Annotated in this window: 12 protein-coding genes and 7 pseudogenes; 1 reads left to right on the top strand and 18 read right to left on the bottom strand. The window is 34.6% G+C overall.

From position 1 onward, the window contains the following. Positions 1-154: 154 nt before the first annotated feature. The 11 genes and pseudogenes from DN410_RS27465 to DN410_RS27425 form a co-directional block, all read right to left on the bottom strand. Positions 155-535 (bottom strand): annotated as a pseudogene (locus tag DN410_RS27465) (IS4 family transposase); the annotation flags it as partial. A gap of 413 nt (positions 536-948) precedes the next feature. Beyond that, positions 949-1,660: pseudogene (locus DN410_RS27460) on the bottom strand (IS6 family transposase). Positions 1,661-1,696: 36 nt separating this feature from the next. Continuing rightward, positions 1,697-3,226: a serine hydrolase domain-containing protein gene (locus tag DN410_RS27455; protein WP_149178818.1), complete on the bottom strand. Its 1,530-nt coding sequence runs from the start codon at positions 3,224-3,226 to the stop codon at positions 1,697-1,699. 244 nt (positions 3,227-3,470) lie between these two features. Next, a pseudogene (locus DN410_RS27450) lies at positions 3,471-3,623 on the bottom strand (3D domain-containing protein); the annotation flags it as partial. A 35-nt stretch (positions 3,624-3,658) separates the two neighbouring features. After that, positions 3,659-3,784 carry a hypothetical protein gene (locus DN410_RS28665; protein ID WP_002162068.1) on the bottom strand — a complete coding sequence of 42 codons (126 nt, stop codon included), beginning with the start codon at positions 3,782-3,784 and terminating at the stop codon, positions 3,659-3,661. 20 nt (positions 3,785-3,804) lie between these two features. Beyond that, on the bottom strand, positions 3,805-5,619 hold the full coding sequence (locus DN410_RS27445; RefSeq protein WP_149178817.1) for an acyltransferase family protein: 1,815 nt from the start codon (positions 5,617-5,619) through the stop codon (positions 3,805-3,807). A 362-nt stretch (positions 5,620-5,981) separates the two neighbouring features. Next, positions 5,982-6,131: a hypothetical protein gene (locus DN410_RS28120; RefSeq protein ID WP_179958651.1), complete on the bottom strand. Its 150-nt coding sequence runs from the start codon at positions 6,129-6,131 to the stop codon at positions 5,982-5,984. 245 nt (positions 6,132-6,376) lie between these two features. Next, positions 6,377-6,816 (bottom strand): annotated as a pseudogene (locus DN410_RS27440) (IS6 family transposase); the annotation flags it as partial. Positions 6,817-6,887: 71 nt separating this feature from the next. Continuing rightward, positions 6,888-7,589 (bottom strand): YrrS family protein, encoded by a 702-nt coding sequence (locus DN410_RS27435; RefSeq protein ID WP_149178816.1) that lies wholly within the window; start codon positions 7,587-7,589, stop codon positions 6,888-6,890. Between the two features lie 260 nt (positions 7,590-7,849). Beyond that, positions 7,850-8,084 (bottom strand): annotated as a pseudogene (locus DN410_RS27430) (sodium:proton symporter); the annotation flags it as partial. A gap of 155 nt (positions 8,085-8,239) precedes the next feature. Further along, entirely contained in the window at positions 8,240-8,428 is a 189-nt protein-coding gene (locus DN410_RS27425; protein WP_149178815.1) for a histidine kinase, read from the bottom strand. A 252-nt stretch (positions 8,429-8,680) separates the two neighbouring features. Here DN410_RS27425 and DN410_RS27420 point away from each other — a divergent pair, with 252 nt between their 5' ends. Beyond that, positions 8,681-10,081, top strand: coding sequence for a zinc dependent phospholipase C family protein (locus DN410_RS27420; RefSeq protein ID WP_149178814.1), 1,401 nt, complete (start codon positions 8,681-8,683; stop codon positions 10,079-10,081). Positions 10,082-10,166: 85 nt separating this feature from the next. Here the strand turns inward: DN410_RS27420 and DN410_RS27415 are convergent. The 7 genes and pseudogenes from DN410_RS27415 to DN410_RS28890 all read right to left on the bottom strand — a co-directional run. Next, positions 10,167-10,403 (bottom strand): annotated as a pseudogene (locus DN410_RS27415) (DDE-type integrase/transposase/recombinase); the annotation flags it as partial. A gap of 26 nt (positions 10,404-10,429) precedes the next feature. Next, positions 10,430-10,924, bottom strand: a complete 495-nt coding sequence (locus tag DN410_RS27410; RefSeq protein WP_149178813.1) for a hypothetical protein — start codon at positions 10,922-10,924, stop codon at positions 10,430-10,432. A 53-nt stretch (positions 10,925-10,977) separates the two neighbouring features. Beyond that, positions 10,978-11,406: a collagen-like triple helix repeat-containing protein gene (locus DN410_RS27405; protein ID WP_149178812.1), complete on the bottom strand. Its 429-nt coding sequence runs from the start codon at positions 11,404-11,406 to the stop codon at positions 10,978-10,980. A gap of 390 nt (positions 11,407-11,796) precedes the next feature. Beyond that, a complete protein-coding gene (locus DN410_RS27400; RefSeq protein WP_149178811.1) occupies positions 11,797-13,116 on the bottom strand; it encodes an aromatic amino acid transport family protein in 1,320 nt (439 codons plus the stop codon). Positions 13,117-13,410: 294 nt separating this feature from the next. Next, positions 13,411-14,301 (bottom strand): L-serine ammonia-lyase, iron-sulfur-dependent, subunit alpha, encoded by an 891-nt coding sequence (sdaAA, locus tag DN410_RS27395; protein WP_149178810.1) that lies wholly within the window; start codon positions 14,299-14,301, stop codon positions 13,411-13,413. A 22-nt stretch (positions 14,302-14,323) separates the two neighbouring features. Beyond that, entirely contained in the window at positions 14,324-15,022 is a 699-nt protein-coding gene (sdaAB, locus tag DN410_RS27390) for an L-serine ammonia-lyase, iron-sulfur-dependent subunit beta (RefSeq protein ID WP_149178809.1), read from the bottom strand. Between the two features lie 945 nt (positions 15,023-15,967). Next, positions 15,968-16,195: pseudogene (locus DN410_RS28890) on the bottom strand (hypothetical protein); the annotation flags it as partial. Positions 16,196-16,356: the final 161 nt, after the last annotated feature.

Below are 16,356 nucleotides of genomic sequence, written 5' to 3'. Positions count from 1 at the left end.
AGTTGATGGATGTGGGGTAGAGCCACATCGCTATTAAGCTAAACTCATACAACGTTAATTAAAGTAGAGGTTGTTTCTTTTTATAAAATTTATGTGTAGGGAACCTAAAGATTTGCACACGAAATAAACCCTAGCTGGTTTCATTTTTTTTGAATTAAGCCGCTTGATTATCAGACATGGTACAATTATAAACGACACCTAATATATCAAAGACTGTTTTCTTCTCATACCGATGAGATTTTCGTCCGTTTTGCTGTAGGAGATTGAACAGGCAAAGTAACACCTTTGATAGCTCTTGGGTGTTTTTTTGTATAGTTTGGAATAGAAGAAGAGAATAGTCTTTAATCATATATATGGCTTTATACTCACTAAGCTCTCGTTTTTTCTTCATAAGGAGCAATTGGCGCATTTGAAACAAGATAGAAGAACAGAGTAGAATGGCAATCAATTGACCATATAAATGGCACTCCAATCGTTCTGGTTTTATCTTTTTACAATGATGGATTTGAAAGAATGACTTCCACGTTTTAAATAAATTTACTTGGTGTATATTTTATTAAAACGTGGGCAGTACGTTTTTCATTAACAACAAAAGAGATACTAACCCTATCGCGGTTACACTTTTAATATAGTAATTGTTATATACTTACTATAATCCTATTCAAATATCTACTTTATCAATTAATAAGAGAGTACCCACAGAAATCGATATGCTTATTTAGAAAAAAAGTGTTGAATGAATATTGAAATAGGATACAAGTGAGTGAGCTTGTCCTTCTCAAAATGTGCATTAAAATAAGCACCTTATTTAGGTGCCAAATAAAACATAGGGATACCAGTTGTATGTCAGAAAGAATTTCTATATATGTTTATTTGATAATTTTGGTTCTGGTACAAACATTTTTTGAAGATATAAAGAAGTAAAGAGATTCCTAACGGAATCCGCTTTTATGCTGGAATACCGTGATGAATGAGGTTCACTTGATTTTGGACAGACTTCTCTTGAGAGGTTTGTCCTTTTTTTCATCATATGTATGGCTTCAATTCCAGCAAGTATCCATTTGGCAGTCCGAAAGGACTTTAAACTTAACATAGTACGTATGCGTTTCTTGATAAAACGGTGATCCTGTTCCACAATGTTATTTAAATACCGAATTTGCCTCACCTTCACACCTATCGGCATGCTTTTTTCTTCATGTAATGCTTTGATAGCAACAGGATATGCTGGGTTCTTATCGACTGTAATCACTCCAGGTGTTACGGTATGACAGGAAGCCAAGGCTTTCTTCAAGAAGCGCTTGGCTGATTTAGCATTTCTATTCTTGCTCAGATAAAAATCGATGGTATTTCCTTCAGAATCCACAGCACGATACAGGTACATCCATTTCCCTTTGACTTTTACATATGTCTCATCGACTCTCCAAGAATCATTGGTTTTCTTTAAATAGCGTCGAACTCTTTTGTCTAACTCAGGGCTATATTGATGTACCCATCGCATGATGGTAGTGTGAGCAATGGACAGACCTCGCTCCTCCATCATTTCCACTAAATCACGAAAACTTAGATTGTACCGTAGATACCATCTTACTGTTAGCAAAATAATATCAGGCTGATAGTGCTTCCATTTGAACGAATTTTGCTTATTTACACTGAACACCATCCCTTTTCTAGATTGATAGTATCAGTATATCCAAGTTTAAGAGATTTTTTGCACCAGAACCTTATTTGTGCTATTTCGTTTTTTGGGAAAGAACCCTACAATTAATAACGCCAACATCCATACCAGTATGAGCATTATATTTATTCTATTGCTTGCACTTAAACTTAAAGTACTCCACATGTAGGTGCGACAAAACAAGTACAGAGCAATACTAAAAAGTAGAAGCGTTCTAATTCCAACTCTGATGTAAGGCTTTTTCTCGTGCTTCAAAATGAAAGTTCTTTTCCCCTTGTTCAATCTAATTACAAATAGTAGCAAGTATATACCAAGTGTTCCCCCAATAACAACGGATATAATAATGTTGATTTTTCTTTGCTCTTCGAAGGAGAAATAACTTTCAGGGAACTTCCCAGTCTCGTGTTTTATCCATTCATGGTAAATATCCTGTCTTAAGTCTTTACCATTTTCACCATTTGTGAGAATGACCAATCCATCCTTTGTATTCGGAATGTAGCCATAAAAGGAATGCCACCCTCGATTATCGCCAGAATGATACATCATTTTCCACTGATTCGATAACTGACTCTCAAATATACCTAAACCAGTCTCGTCTAATACCGGCTTTTGCATTTCCTCCACACGTTCACTTTTGATGACACCATACCCCTTACCTTTATTAACATTGTTGTCCATGCTTGCAAGGATGAAAGTCATCATATCCGTAACATTTGTTTGGAGACCTGCAGCAGCCTGTTCTGTATATTGATAATTCGGAATTTCCTGTCCAAAGTATCCATACGCCTTCGAAAGACTAGAGTTCTCCGGGATTTGTCGGAATGAGCTAGATTTCATCCCTAATGGTTTCAAAATTTGTTCCTCCATATAACGGTCAAAGGGTATCCCAGTCACCTCTTCAATAACAAGCTGTAAAATCGTATAGCCAATCCCAGAGTATATCGCTTCTGAACCAGGCTTCTTAATTATTTCAACCGGGTCATTATGCCACCCTTTCCCAGACAGTGACTCTTCAATAGAATCAAGCGGTTCCCCAGGTACCACTCCTAAATACCCTTTATGTGTGGGTAATCCTGCCGTATGGCTTAGTAATCTTCTTATCGTGACTTCATTATTATCGAACTTCGAATTTTCTAATTTCCATTTGTTCAAATACTTGTCAACCGGATCATCTAATGATAAAAGTCCTTCGTCTGCAAGATGTAGAACTCCCCAAGCAGTAAGACTTTTGGACACCGAACCCGCCTGAAATAAAGTATTATCATTCACTTCTTTTCTCTTCTTTTTATCTGCATAACCATAATTAAGTGTATAAGCAATGCGCCCATTATGTACAACTCCTATTGCAACCCCTGGTACATCATAATTCTCCTGCCATTTAGGTACTTGCTCATCCATCTTTTTCTTAAAGTTTTCTATGCTCCTATCAGCCAATATGTTCGATTCTGCCCTTGCTACTTGCGTGGAAGTCAATTCACCCATAATGAATATGAAAATAAATATGCATACAACATTTTTAAGAAAACTAGATGTTCTTTTACTTTTCTTCATCCATCCCACTCCTTTTTTTCAGAATTTTCTATCCGTTGACCAGGTTATCTTATTCAAACATCCAATTCTATCGATTTATATTACATAACCTTACAAATTTGTAATAAACATCAACATCACTAATCACTTTCCATCCTCAGTAGATAGTAGTACTTATTTTTGCGGAGCATTATGACCATTAAAAATAAAAATAGAAGCCAGTCTCAATAAAGAGAACTGACTTCTATTTGGCTAACCATAATTATCATAGAACTTTTACTTTAACAGTTTGTCTTCCCCAATTCATGGCCTTACTTTTTGAACCTACTAAAACATCAATACGATTACCTTTAATGGCACTACCGGTATCACCAGCGATTGCTTCACCATAATTTTCTACCCATACTTTTGATCCTAACAGTTACGTGCTTTTTGGCTACGCCAAACCGAAATTCATCTCCCACCTATCGTTGGGCTACGCCCTGCGCACGCTTGAGGAAGGAGAATTCTTTCTGGTAATCCGTTAAATTCATTTTCTTTTGTTAGAATTTCGTAAATACGGTTTGTAAATCTTTTCATCAGAATCGTTTCCGTACTCTCTATTGATTCACTGCTTTTGCTACAAGGGCAGCATATGCTTCTGCACCTGCTTTCGTTAAATGTACGCCATCTGGTTCAAAGTATGCCTGATTTCCGGCACTTGCTGCATACCAATCGACTAACACCACATTTTTGTAAGCTGATGCTGCTTCTTTTAACTTCTCATTCACCAACGATTCCCACGGGCGTGGTACTCTCGTATTAATTAATATAATTTTACGTTCATCCCCAATCACTTTTATTAATGATGCTAATTGCTCCTTAGTAAAGGCTCCATTTGTACCTAATCCAATAATGACATGATTTCCTAAATTCCCCTCATTCTTTAGCTGTTCCACAGCAGGGATTGCTTTGGACATTTGCCGCCCTATTTCCGCGTTAATCCTAATATTAGGAAAAGTATTTTTTAAATACGGAGCAATATCAATCATGATTGAATCTCCTACAGCTGTAACTGTTAGAGGGTCTTTAGGCTGTGCGGGAATCGCTTCTTTTGGTTCTTCTTTATTTTGAGGTGGTTCATTAGCTGGTTTATCCCAAACTGCAACGGGATGTTTAGCCTGCTCTTCTTGCACTGCTTCCACCTTATCCTTTGGAAGATTCTCCTTTGCTTTACTAGCTGTTGTTAATCCAAAAATAGCTATCGAAGAAATAAATACTGCACATATTAAAGCTAACTTACCACTTACAGTTAAGTTTCTTATTTTCAAGTTCTTAATCCGAACATTCTTCAATACGCCTTTTCGTATTGGATTTTCAATGAACTTCCACGAAATTTGTGCAATAACTATAATTAGGAGAAATTGAAGAATTGCTCTTGTAATCGAAAACTCTCCAGCATTTACCTTCGGAGTCGTCAATGTAATAATCGGATAATGCCAAAGATATATTCCATATGATCGCACGCCCATCCAACGCAGTGGTCTAAATCTCAAAAATAGTGCGATTCTGCTAGCTGGATGCGCAAGGTTAGCAACTAACAAGGCTGTAGCAATTGATAAAAGGACCATTCCCCCACGGTATAGAAACGGCTCATATTGATTCGTCTTCCAAAACATAATGAGAATGATACTAAGAGCAACTCCCCCAATAACATCAAGAATAAGACGTGCTTGCGGAATAATTTTATTCGCAAGTCTACTGCTTGGCCAAATTAAAGCAAGTGCCGCTCCAATTAATAAAGAAAAAGCCCGTGTATCAGTACCGTAATAAATTCTACTTGGGTCAGATCCTGGTTCATATAGAATTGCCATTGCTAAAGCAGATGCAATTGCTCCTAGACAAATAAATAAGATCATGCGTGATTGTTTTTTTATGTAATAAAATCCTAAACTAATGACGAACGGCCAAACCACATAAAATTGTTCCTCAACAGCTAACGACCAAAAATGATTTAGCGGAGAAGGCTGACCAAAGCTATCAAAATAAGATAATTTGTGATAAATATACCACCAATTACTAAAATAGAATAAAGCGGCTAATGAGTCTCCCCGCATTTTTACAAGTAAAGAACTATGAAAGATTGTAATCCATGCTATGATGACGATGAGCATTATAAGCATTCCAGGAAGTAATCTCCTTGCCCTACTAAGCCAGAATTTCTTCAAATCAATTCTCTTATTTCTCTTCCACTCCATCGCTAGAATATCTGTAATTAAATAACCTGAGAGTACAAAAAATACAGTAACCCCTAAAAATCCTCCAGGCATCCAATTAAAATTAATATGATACAAAATAACACCTAGTATAGCTAGGCCTCTTAGACTGTCTAATCCAACCATATAACGACTATTTTTTTTAAAAGGTTTAGTCACCTACAATCACCTCTATTTCTTGGAAATTAGGTAAATAATAGTGGTGTAAAATGCTATTAATTCCCTAAAATCGTATAATCTAAACTATTAAAAACATCATTTGGGAAGGCTCTTTTTTTATTATTCCACGCACAGTAACTAATACTTTATCGCGTTATCTGTTTCTGGTGTGAAAATTTTCAAACTAGTTTTTTTGCTCATCCCCCCCCCCCCGACAAAGGGAAATATACTTAGTTAATTAAAAAGTTATATGCTGTGTATCAAAAAGTACACTTTTTGATACGTTTTTACAGACGTATCAAGGACTGACATTGTGCATATGATCTATAACGCATATGTAAAGAGTTTCCTATAAAGAAACATTATAAAAAAGGTCTACTCATTACGAGCTGGATTTCTATTTTTTTCACCCAGCCTACTTTATTTGAAACTTCGGCTGCTTCTGTAAAAATTGGTGCATAAGTAGAAAATAATAAAAATAATGATACTATAAGTCCTATGATTTTCTTCATACTCGCATCTCTTTATCAACCCATTTAAAAACCTTTTAATTATATATTAAGCTTTGATACTATTGAAATAATAAAAAAGGATATGCATAATTACATATTTCTCTTATTGATAGATTGTACCCTACTGAAAAGAAAGCCTTTCCTTGATATTATTAGTCTCTTTGTTAGCTTGATAGCGCTATGGGATTCTGGTGCAAAAAAATGATAAATAAAAAAGAATCATGGATTCCTAACGGAATCACCTGTTAAGCCGTTAATCCAAACAGCTGGTTGATAAAAATATTCTGATTTTGGACAGACTGGTCCTGCAAATCAATTTGTTCTTTTTTGAGCATATGCATGGCTTCAACACCACTCAATATAGAAGCTGATGTTTTGTATGATTTAAATCCTAACATAGAGCGTATACGTTTTTTAATAAAACGAGGCTCTTGTTCTACTATGTTATTTAAATATTTTATCCTTCGGATTTCGGTGCCTATTGGTATCCTTTTCCTTCCTTCAACCGTTCGATAGCAATTGGATAAGCAGGATTCTTATCGACTGTTATAACACGAGGCTTTGAAACATGAAAAGACTGCAAAGCTTTCTTGAAAAAGTGCTTTGCAGCCTTATGATTTCTAGATTTACTCAAATAAAAGTCAATGGTGTTTCCTTCAGAATCAACGGCACGATATAGAATCAAGTTTATCTTATCTATACTAGAATAGCTTAGTCCCTCACAACAAGAGAGGATAACATTTACATTTCTCTTATTTATTTTACCACTTGAACAGATACTGGTTTCCAGCCCTGATTCTCTACCCAATTAATATCAACCTTATATTTTTTATTACTTTGCTTATCTCGTACATTACCGTAGGCTTTATTATTACCATTATTCCCAATAAAATCAAAAATCAATTGACTCTCTGGAACATCAACAGCATATGAAATTGCTTTTTTCATCTCATTCCAATCTACTGTTCCTTCTTTAAATTTCATTGCAGGTTTTGCTCCTTGCTCTGTACCAATTGGCTTCCAAGAAGGATTAGTTTGAGAACTCTTTTCTTGAGATATCGTTTTTTCTCCCTCTTTATTTTCATTTCCGCTCGTTTTTACAGGTTCTTCTACTTTTTGTTTCTCTTCTAAATGTGCTGTTTCTTTATCTCCGTTTTTCTTTTCTTCTACCTTTACCGCTTCTTTATCTTCGTTTTTCTTTTCTTCTACCTTTACCGCTTCCTTATCTTCATTTTTCTTTTCTTCTATCTTTGCTACTTCTTTATCTTCGTTTTTCTTTTCTTCTATCTTTGTTGCTTTCTTTTCTTGAGCAATTGCTTTCTTTGATGTATCAGAAGTGAAAAACAACTGATATGTCACTATGCCAACTGTTACTAATACCACACTAAATGCGATATTAAATATCCCCTTATTACGACGATTTTGTTGTTTTGCTTGAAACCTGCTTCCTTGTCCCATTTTTCAAACCTCCGTGTTTATTTTCGCCACTAATCTTTACGTATTCTTCCTAAGAATCTTAATATTTTTATTAAATAATGAAAATATTAAGGTTTGTGCGTTTTCAAGTATCTGATATATGTTATTCAAAAATAGTTTAATAAATTAAAGATTAATAAGTTTCTGTACTTAAGTATACTTATTAACAAATAAGCCTCTTCTTCACCGATTTATAATTTTTAAAATCAACTGCCCTCTTTAGTTTGCGCTTTCTAATGGATATGCCGTGAAACCAAAAGAGATTTCATCTTCTTTTCAGAATAACTTTCGTCACTAGGGAATTCTATTATTCCTAATCTAACCTTTAATTCGCTTTCATGACAAAACGATTCTTTATGAAGTCCCCTTATTTTTTGTATAAAGCGCTTTTATTTTTTCAACATAGAGCAATATTTCTTTGTTTATAACCTTCTTAAAAGCTTCTTCTCTACTGTAAAAGTCTTTTAAACTATACAATCCATATCATTTAATATATAACGTTTCTATTAATTCCACCTCGTTTTCCAAACAATAACGTTATTTCTGAATATTTAATTTATTACGAATACACATTCCTATTTACTTGAATTATAAATTGCGCTTATCTATAATACATTTTATTATTAATAACTTCAATAATGAATATGTACATATTTCTTTTTATAACTCAACTCCTTCGAATTGTACTTTTCTAGAGTTTGCTGCAATTCATTTTGTTCATATGGAATATGTTTATATTTCTGTACATCTTCAACATTTTCTCCACCTGCTAATAATCTCCTGTACTTAAAAGAGTGCCCTGTTAATAATGGTTTAATCATTTTGTATGGCCCTCCTTTTGTTTGATTACTTGTATCATAAAACAAGTATCCGAAGTTGATATGTAGTCTACTTTACTGATAAAACTAACAAATAAATAAGGAAACCTGCATGTTCGTAATAGTGATTTTCAAGTTATATATATTCGTATAAATTTATTAATATGTAATATTGCATATTAATGGTTGCCTGTATCTTTATGATATTGATGTATTTATAATATTTATATCTTCATGCTTAGAAAGGAATAAAAAATGAAAAAAATCACATCAACACTATGTATAGCTGGAATGACTTTAACTATTTTAGGAGTAGCTCCACAAAGTAGTTATGCCCATCTCGATCAAATTGATTTAAATGAGAATGATCCTATTACCGCTCGATGGTCTGCAGAAGCTCCGTATCATTCTGATAAAAGTACACATTTATGGATTGCAAAACAAGCTATTGAAATTATGAAAACAGAATCTACTGTTGAAGCAAATAAGCAGGCTGTGGACTTCTTAAATTATCCGCAATATAAAGATCTATTTTCTAAAGGATTATATGATGCAGATTATAATGCAGAATTTAACGATGGTGGAACGGGAATAGGCGGCGTTTTTAAAGGTGGATGGAAATCCCATTTTTATGATCCTGATACTAAAGAAAATTATAGAGGAGAAACAGATCCAACCGCTCTTACACAAGGCAAGAAATACTTTTATGAATCTGGAGAACATTTACGAAATAAAGACTATGAAAAAGCTTTCTATTACTTAGGGGTAGCCACGCACTACTTTACAGATGCGACACAACCTATGCATGCAGCAAATTTTACCGCAATTGATACGAGAGCTATAAAATATCATAGCTATTTTGAAAATTATGTTACAACCATTCAAGATCAATTTGCAGTCACTACTGGAGGGAATTATAACGACTCTCTATCTACACCTGAAGAATGGATTGATTATGCAGCCCGAATAGCTAAACCTGAAATTCAAAATATCGCTAATGATAAAACATTTGAGTATTACAATAGAGGTAAAGCGCAATTGTGGCAAGAAATGGTTACCCCAGCTGTGCAGCGAAGCTTAGGAGAATCTCAGCGTAATACAGCAGGTTTCCTAAATCTTTGGTTTAAAACGTTTACTAAAAATGTACAAGCTCCAAGTTTAGAAACTGCACAAATCTATGATATAGCAGGAAATGTTATAACAGCAGGGAAAAACTATTATATCGTACCAAGTGAATCTCCTTTTCAAGGTCTAACGTTTGAATGGTATATAGCAAATCGTTACGATTATGTTTTACTTGCAAATAATAAGAACAATGCTTTATCTGGTACACCTATAGAATTTGTATTTTACAAAGATAATGATGCAAAGCTACACCACGGTGAAAGCGTATACCTTCGCATGAAGCATTCTAATTATGATCAATATCAATATTTAAATTGGTCAAAATATTCTAGTTGGGTTCACCTTGCTGAGAAATCTGATAGTTTAGCAGACTTTAAAATTCAAATTAACCCGGATAATCCTACAGAATATAATATTTTTACAGATGGTTATCCATTAAATTATGAGAATATAAATGCAGAGAAAAGTTGGATTGTACTAGGGGAAAAAACACAAAAACCTAGCTCATGGAAGTTTGTACCTTTCAGATAACCTAAACACACTCGTTCCTAGTCAGAACGAGTGTGTTTTTTGTTTTAAGGTACTTGCTTTTCTTAAGGTAAATAAGGATCAAGGTTTAAGAATTAGCTAGTAATTGTTGAAGTCTATTGTACGTTGAAAAGGCGGTGTCTCTTTGAAGACTTCGCCTTTGTTTATATAGGGCATGAACGGTCTCGATACCTTTTATCGTACGTGAAGCATAGCGAAAATTTTGAAATCCTGCAGATTTGGCAAAACGTTTCTTGACATGCCTATAATTCTGGTCAATAAGATGGCTAAAATTTTTGATTCTACAATGGATTGTAGTTTGATAAACCAAGAGACCCTTTAGAATAGAAATCACTTTTGACACAAAACAATGATTTTATATGGTGTAGTTTGAGCTGGTATACTCATTGTCATAAAACTATAAATAGCTATTAAATTTCGATTTACAAGATTACCTGTAAAGAATTGACCATTTGTTAATAAAATTTGAGTAGAAGGAGAAATATTTAATTTTAATTTTCCATCACTACTCTCCAACTGTTCATTAAAATAGTCTACTTTTACATTTTGATGCGGTGTATATTTTGCCATAACAATCGCTCGAAATTGTGGTGGGTAAATGAGAGGAACAGGAGCGTTAACGTCGTAAAAACCAGTTACTTTATCTCCTACTACTACCGTTGCATAGTCGATAAAATACGTATTTGGTTTCACTACAAAATTTATTAGATTCCCATAACCATTATCTACGGACATTAATTTATTACATCCTATATCTTCGTTTGATCCTGTTACAAAATCGTTAATCATAGTTATTGTACCATCAAATGATTGAAATTTTTTCATTCAAATACCTCTTTTGTTTATATAATTAAACCTCTATCGTTACTCTATAATTTTTAAAAACATGTAAAAGAATTAATCCTTCTCGTATCAATTCCAAAAATAACCCAAAACCTACCGTTCCATCTAAAACCAGCAACAGACCTTGGTCCTACAAAAATTGGGAAATACCAAAATTGCTCACCATTACTAAGCCATATATAAGTATTTCGAAATAAACATAATGAAATTGCTCCTGGATCAACAGCAAATGGTGAAGCTGTTGATTGTTGAGGAATAAATGATGGGGGGGGAGATGTTGGAGCTTGTGAACTTTGCTGTCCTGGAAAACTTGGTTCACCCGGAAAGCCTGGTTCACCTGGAAAACCTGGTACACCCGGAAAACCTGGCATTCCAGGTATACCTGGAATCTGAGGACCAGGGAATTGACGATCGAAGTATTGATCATAATTTATATGAGGATAATATATTGACTCATTATACATTTAAAAACCACCTCTTTATTTTTAAAACCTTCTAAATTATTAATATGTAATGTTGTTCGTATAGGAAGCTTATTCGCTTCCTATACGAACAATATTTTAAACAAAGCAAATTTCAAACAGGAAAGTATACCCATACCCTTTGTTTTTTCGGTATGAAGAAATGCTATAAAATTTTCGTTTTGGGGATACTTCAAAATATTAGCTTGATGGACATGGGACGGCACCCTAATATGCTTGAATTAAAAAGAAAAAGGACAAACACTCCAATGTGAGAAGTTTGTCCAAAACCATAATCTCTTTGGTTTAACAATATAAGATTCAATTCCGCTAGGAATCTTTCGTACTTTTTTCATATCCCACTATTTTTGCATGAGAACCAACAATAGTGAATTAGAATAATGAATTAATACTTGCAAGGACAGTAAGGATACCTATAATAATGACAAATACATTGCTCGCTTTCCCTCTATATTTAGCCAGTACTGGTACTTTACGAATCGCATACATTGGTAATAGACATAAGATAGCAGCAACTAACGGACCGCTAAGGGCATCAATAAGTCCAAGAATACTTGGATTTGTATAAGCAACAAACCAGCATGTTAATACGACAAAAGTAAGGATTATTGTCTTAACTGTTTTTTCTCCTATATCTTTCCCGCGTGTTTTACTGGACTTGATAATCATGTCGCGCATTACCTCATACGCTCCTATATAATGGCCAAGGAAGGACTTTGTTATGGCCGTAAAAGCAATGATAGGAGCTGCAATAGTGATTACAGGCGAATTAAGCTCATTAGCAAGATATGATAGGATTGACAAGTTCTGCTCTTTTGCCATCAGAAGATCATTTGGAGTCAAACTCAAGGTACTACTCCAAACAAAGAACATAACAACAGCGAATGTCATGATATAACAAACTTTTTGAATTTGAGCACACTTGGCATCAGTAGCTTCTATCCCGTAAGTAGCTCTCTGTTTCATAACAAATGACGAAATCATAGGAGAATGATTAAACGAGAATACTATGATTGGTAGTATCATCCATATCGTTCCGAAATATCCTGTTCCTGTTGAAGCAGTAGAAACACTTGAAAAACTAAGCATTGACGTATTCCACTGTGGAATCAAAGATATTGCGATAAAAAGTAGAGAAGCTATGAAAGGATATACTAGCATGCTCATTATCTTTACAGTGATATCTTGACCAAAATTTAGTATAGCTATAAGACCGAGTACTAATACAAGCGATAAAATGGCCCTTGAAGGCTCCTGCATATGCAATTGATGCACGATAAAACTACTTGCAGTATTTGTAAGTGCAACCGAATACATCAGCACGATCGTATAAATTGAGACGAAATATACTATGTTAAAAATGATACTAGCCTTATTTCCGAAATACTCTCTTATTGTGCCTGTAATCCCCTCATCAGCAGAATTTGAAGCGTATATCATTTTAGCAAGCGCCCTATGTGAGTAATACATAACTGGATATGCAAGTAATGTAATTAGTAGTAATGATAATAAACCACCTGAACCTGCATTAATCGGTAAAAAGAGTACTCCTGCTCCAATTGCTGTTCCAAAAAGGCTCAGTGCCCAAGTAGTATCCTGTTTATGCCACTTTTTAGGATCTGGATATTTCTCATTTTTTACTGCAGTATTTTCAGCTTGAAATTCTATGTGTTTTGCAGTATTCCCGTTCATATAATAATTCCTCCTTGTGTCCTATTCTTACAGCTCTTTTTAAGGCTTAGGAATATAGACCGTTCTTGAAAAATGATTTGCTTACAAAGTGTGCCACATCGTGTGCCCTTCTTCTAAGTTGATCAAAATCGAAAAATTCGCGAGGTACGACCTGACGGTTTTGGTTGCGCTTACAATATATTTTAATTATTTAGTAGTACATTTTAGTGATAATGGCTCTCAATATACAGACATCCTTAGGAGAACAATAGCGAATTAAATTGTTAACTATTTCACAATGTTTCCGATAACTGTTTATTGATTTGATTGTTTCTCTCCAAAGATTTTATTTTTAATCGCAACCCCTGTAGGAGTAGCCGCAATTCCGCCTAAACCTGTCTCTCTTAATTCACGAGGCATCTGCCTTCCAACTCTATACATCGCTTCAATAACTTCGTCAGCATTGATGATATTGTTTACGCCGGCTAATGCGATGTCCGCTGCTGCTAAAGCATTTGCCGTCCCAATGGCGTTTCTCTTTACACAAGGAATTTCTACCAAACCAGCGACCGGATCACAAACTAAACCGAGTAAATTTTGTAATGCGGTTGAGAAAGCTTCAGAAGATTGCTGTGCCTTTCCTCCGGCAGCTTCTACCGCTGCTGCAGCCGCCATTGCTGAGGCACTACCTACTTCAGCTTGACATCCTCCGTACGCTCCTGAAATACAAGCGTTATTTGCGACTATCGTTCCAAATAACGCTGAAGTGAATAGAAAATGGATCATATCTTCATGACTTAACTGCAATGTATCCTTAATACTAAATAGGACTCCCGGGATCGTCCCACTCGCACCTGCTGTTGGGGTTGCACAAATAGCCCCTAATGCAGCATTTACTTCATTAACACCGATAGCACTTTGGATCCCTAACACCATCAAATCTCCAGAAAGAGTTTTCCTATTTTCTCGATAGTTTTTCATTTTCACAGCATCACCTCCGGTTAAACCGGTTGGAGAAAATACCCCGTCGCCCTCGATACTTTTATTTATGGCATTTTCCATAGTCGCTAAATTTCTTTCCATTTTACTCCAAACTTCTTCATAAGACGTTTTAGTTTGTTCGATTTCCTGCTCTATTGCTAATTCATAGATTGGCTTTTGGCTTTTATTAGCTGCATTCACAATTTCTTTTATGGTCATATACATATTTTTTCACTCCTTAATGTAACTAAAGAATAATGAGATTAGCTATATTGCTTAAATTTCCTAATTCCTTCTGAACATTACCAGGCAATAGCGAATCCAAAGCGAATGCATATAAATATTTTCCGTTTTCTTCTAAACTATGAAAGTTGTTAATTTCAACATCATATTGTTTAAAGATCCTGCGTAAGACAAATTCAAAGTCAGCTCTTTCGGTAATCGCAATAATAACTGGCAATGGCCCCTGCAGATCTAAGCTAAATCCGTCAATTTCAACATGTTTGACTTCAATTAATCCACCGCCGACCGAAATACCCATCGTTCTAATACTTCGGCTTTCATCCTCTAAATATACATCTGCCGTATTTGGATGACCAGCAGGACTATCACCCGCTTTTTCAATAAAGGTAATGTCAATTCCTTTAGATTCTGCTATTTTAATAGCATCTGGCACTTTGCTGTCATCGGCAGCAAATCCTAATATCCCAGCAATAATTGCAAAATCAGTTCCGTGTCCTTTATGGGTTTCAGCAAATGATTCATAATACCTTACCACGACTTTTTTTGGAAGACCTTGAAATAATTTATTGGCAACTGTTCCAATAGCCAAGGCACCTGCAGTATGTGAACTTGAAGGACCTATCATTACCGGCCCAATCACATCAAAACAACTTTTGTATTTAACAACCTTTTTTTCTTTAATAGATGCTATATTCATATTCATATACCCCCCCCATAATTTGTTATTTTTAATTGCAGTTGAATCTAAGTTATTAAAAAGACTGATTCAAAACAAGACCTTATTGACAACGCTTTCATTCTCATGTCAAATACACTTCCATTTGATCACACACCTTTCTTACAGTAATCATGTCAGTATGTCCAATTTTAGAAGGTTACTCGCAATGTCTTTAGGATTTTTGCAAAAAAACTAGGTTTGATATTTTCTCTAGAGGTAATAAATTCTCTCTCGACGCCCTCATTATAGCTTGTATATTTATGAGTTTAATATTTTTTTATTTTTAGAAAAATTGAATAAACAGAATCTTGAATGGGTAATAAATTACACTTAGCATGTAGCAATTGTGTCCTTTGTTTGAAGCTGTATTAGTTAGTAGAAAAGCAAAAATAACACAGAGTTCCGTTCATTAACACATTGATTATATTGGAAAATCATTATAAAGATACTTATATTGTCCTTTGTTGAAACATCTTACTTTGGACATGGAAGCTGTTGCAATATATAATAAATGTAGATGGCAAGGTATACATTAATGAAACATAAAATTATTTTCTAATATTAACAATTAATTTTGCATTAATATACATTTTCAGAAAAAAGAAACTTCTTTTTATAATCTTAACTTAAAGTACTAATTTAGCAATATCTACAGTTATGGAAACCCTAATTATATATAAAAAAAGAGAAGAACATTGGTGAGTTCTTCTCTTTTTTATTTACTAAAGATTACTATTCAAAGTGCTTATTGCAATTGCTTTAAGCTGAATTTTAAATTATAAATTCTGATTTTCATAATTCTTCACAAGTCGATAAAAAGAAAAGAGTATCTGCTCCTTCAAAAATAAGTTATACAAGAGTTTTGTTTTCCTGTAACACATTATTTATCCTGCTATTCGCAATCAGTACGCTCCCGTACTGATTAAAGTTTCACTTTATAACCTGTTTGCAATATTTACACATACCACGCCTCCGATAATAGTAAGCAATCGTAGCACCAAACAGAGCCACTCCCCAAATTGGCCATAATAACTCTGGACCTTCCAATGCCCATCCCCTATGATCTAGGCCCCCTTTATTTATAAATCCCCGGATATACATCAAACCAGCCGAAGTAACCATAATGGAAACCAGTGAAGCAGGAATAATTGCTATTGAAGTGTACCATAAAAGAAGAGCTATATCCCCCTATCTATCCGTGTGATCAACATAAAGCATCATTATCAGTAGTCAATGATGCATAAAATTTTTGTTCTGGGGTAATTAAAAATCTTAGCTTGATGGGTATGGGGTAGCGCCACACATCCATCAACTTAAGG

This window comes from Bacillus sp. SH5-2, from assembly GCF_008368905.1.
Classification (GTDB): Bacteria; Bacillota; Bacilli; order Bacillales; family Bacillaceae_G; genus Bacillus_A; species Bacillus_A luti.
Note: the sequence above shows the minus strand (reverse complement) of the source record. Positions and strands in the feature narration are given on the sequence as shown.

Excerpts from the sequence above, each read along its gene's own strand:
- DN410_RS27455 (WP_149178818.1), bottom strand. The coding sequence starts at position 3,226 with ATGAAGAAAAGTAAAAGAACATCTAGTTTTCTTAAAAATGTTGTATGC.
- DN410_RS28665 (WP_002162068.1), bottom strand. The coding sequence starts at position 3,784 with ATGAAAAGATTTACAAACCGTATTTACGAAATTCTAACAAAAGAAAAT.
- DN410_RS28120 (WP_179958651.1), bottom strand. The coding sequence starts at position 6,131 with ATGAAGAAAATCATAGGACTTATAGTATCATTATTTTTATTATTTTCT.
- DN410_RS27435 (WP_149178816.1), bottom strand. The coding sequence starts at position 7,589 with ATGGGACAAGGAAGCAGGTTTCAAGCAAAACAACAAAATCGTCGTAAT.
- DN410_RS27425 (WP_149178815.1), bottom strand. The coding sequence starts at position 8,428 with ATGATTAAACCATTATTAACAGGGCACTCTTTTAAGTACAGGAGATTA.
- DN410_RS27420 (WP_149178814.1), top strand. The coding sequence starts at position 8,681 with ATGAAAAAAATCACATCAACACTATGTATAGCTGGAATGACTTTAACT.
- DN410_RS27410 (WP_149178813.1), bottom strand. The coding sequence starts at position 10,924 with ATGAAAAAATTTCAATCATTTGATGGTACAATAACTATGATTAACGAT.
- DN410_RS27405 (WP_149178812.1), bottom strand. The coding sequence starts at position 11,406 with ATGTATAATGAGTCAATATATTATCCTCATATAAATTATGATCAATAC.
- DN410_RS27400 (WP_149178811.1), bottom strand. The coding sequence starts at position 13,116 with ATGAACGGGAATACTGCAAAACACATAGAATTTCAAGCTGAAAATACT.
- sdaAA (WP_149178810.1), bottom strand. The coding sequence starts at position 14,301 with ATGTATATGACCATAAAAGAAATTGTGAATGCAGCTAATAAAAGCCAA.
- sdaAB (WP_149178809.1), bottom strand. The coding sequence starts at position 15,022 with ATGAATATGAATATAGCATCTATTAAAGAAAAAAAGGTTGTTAAATAC.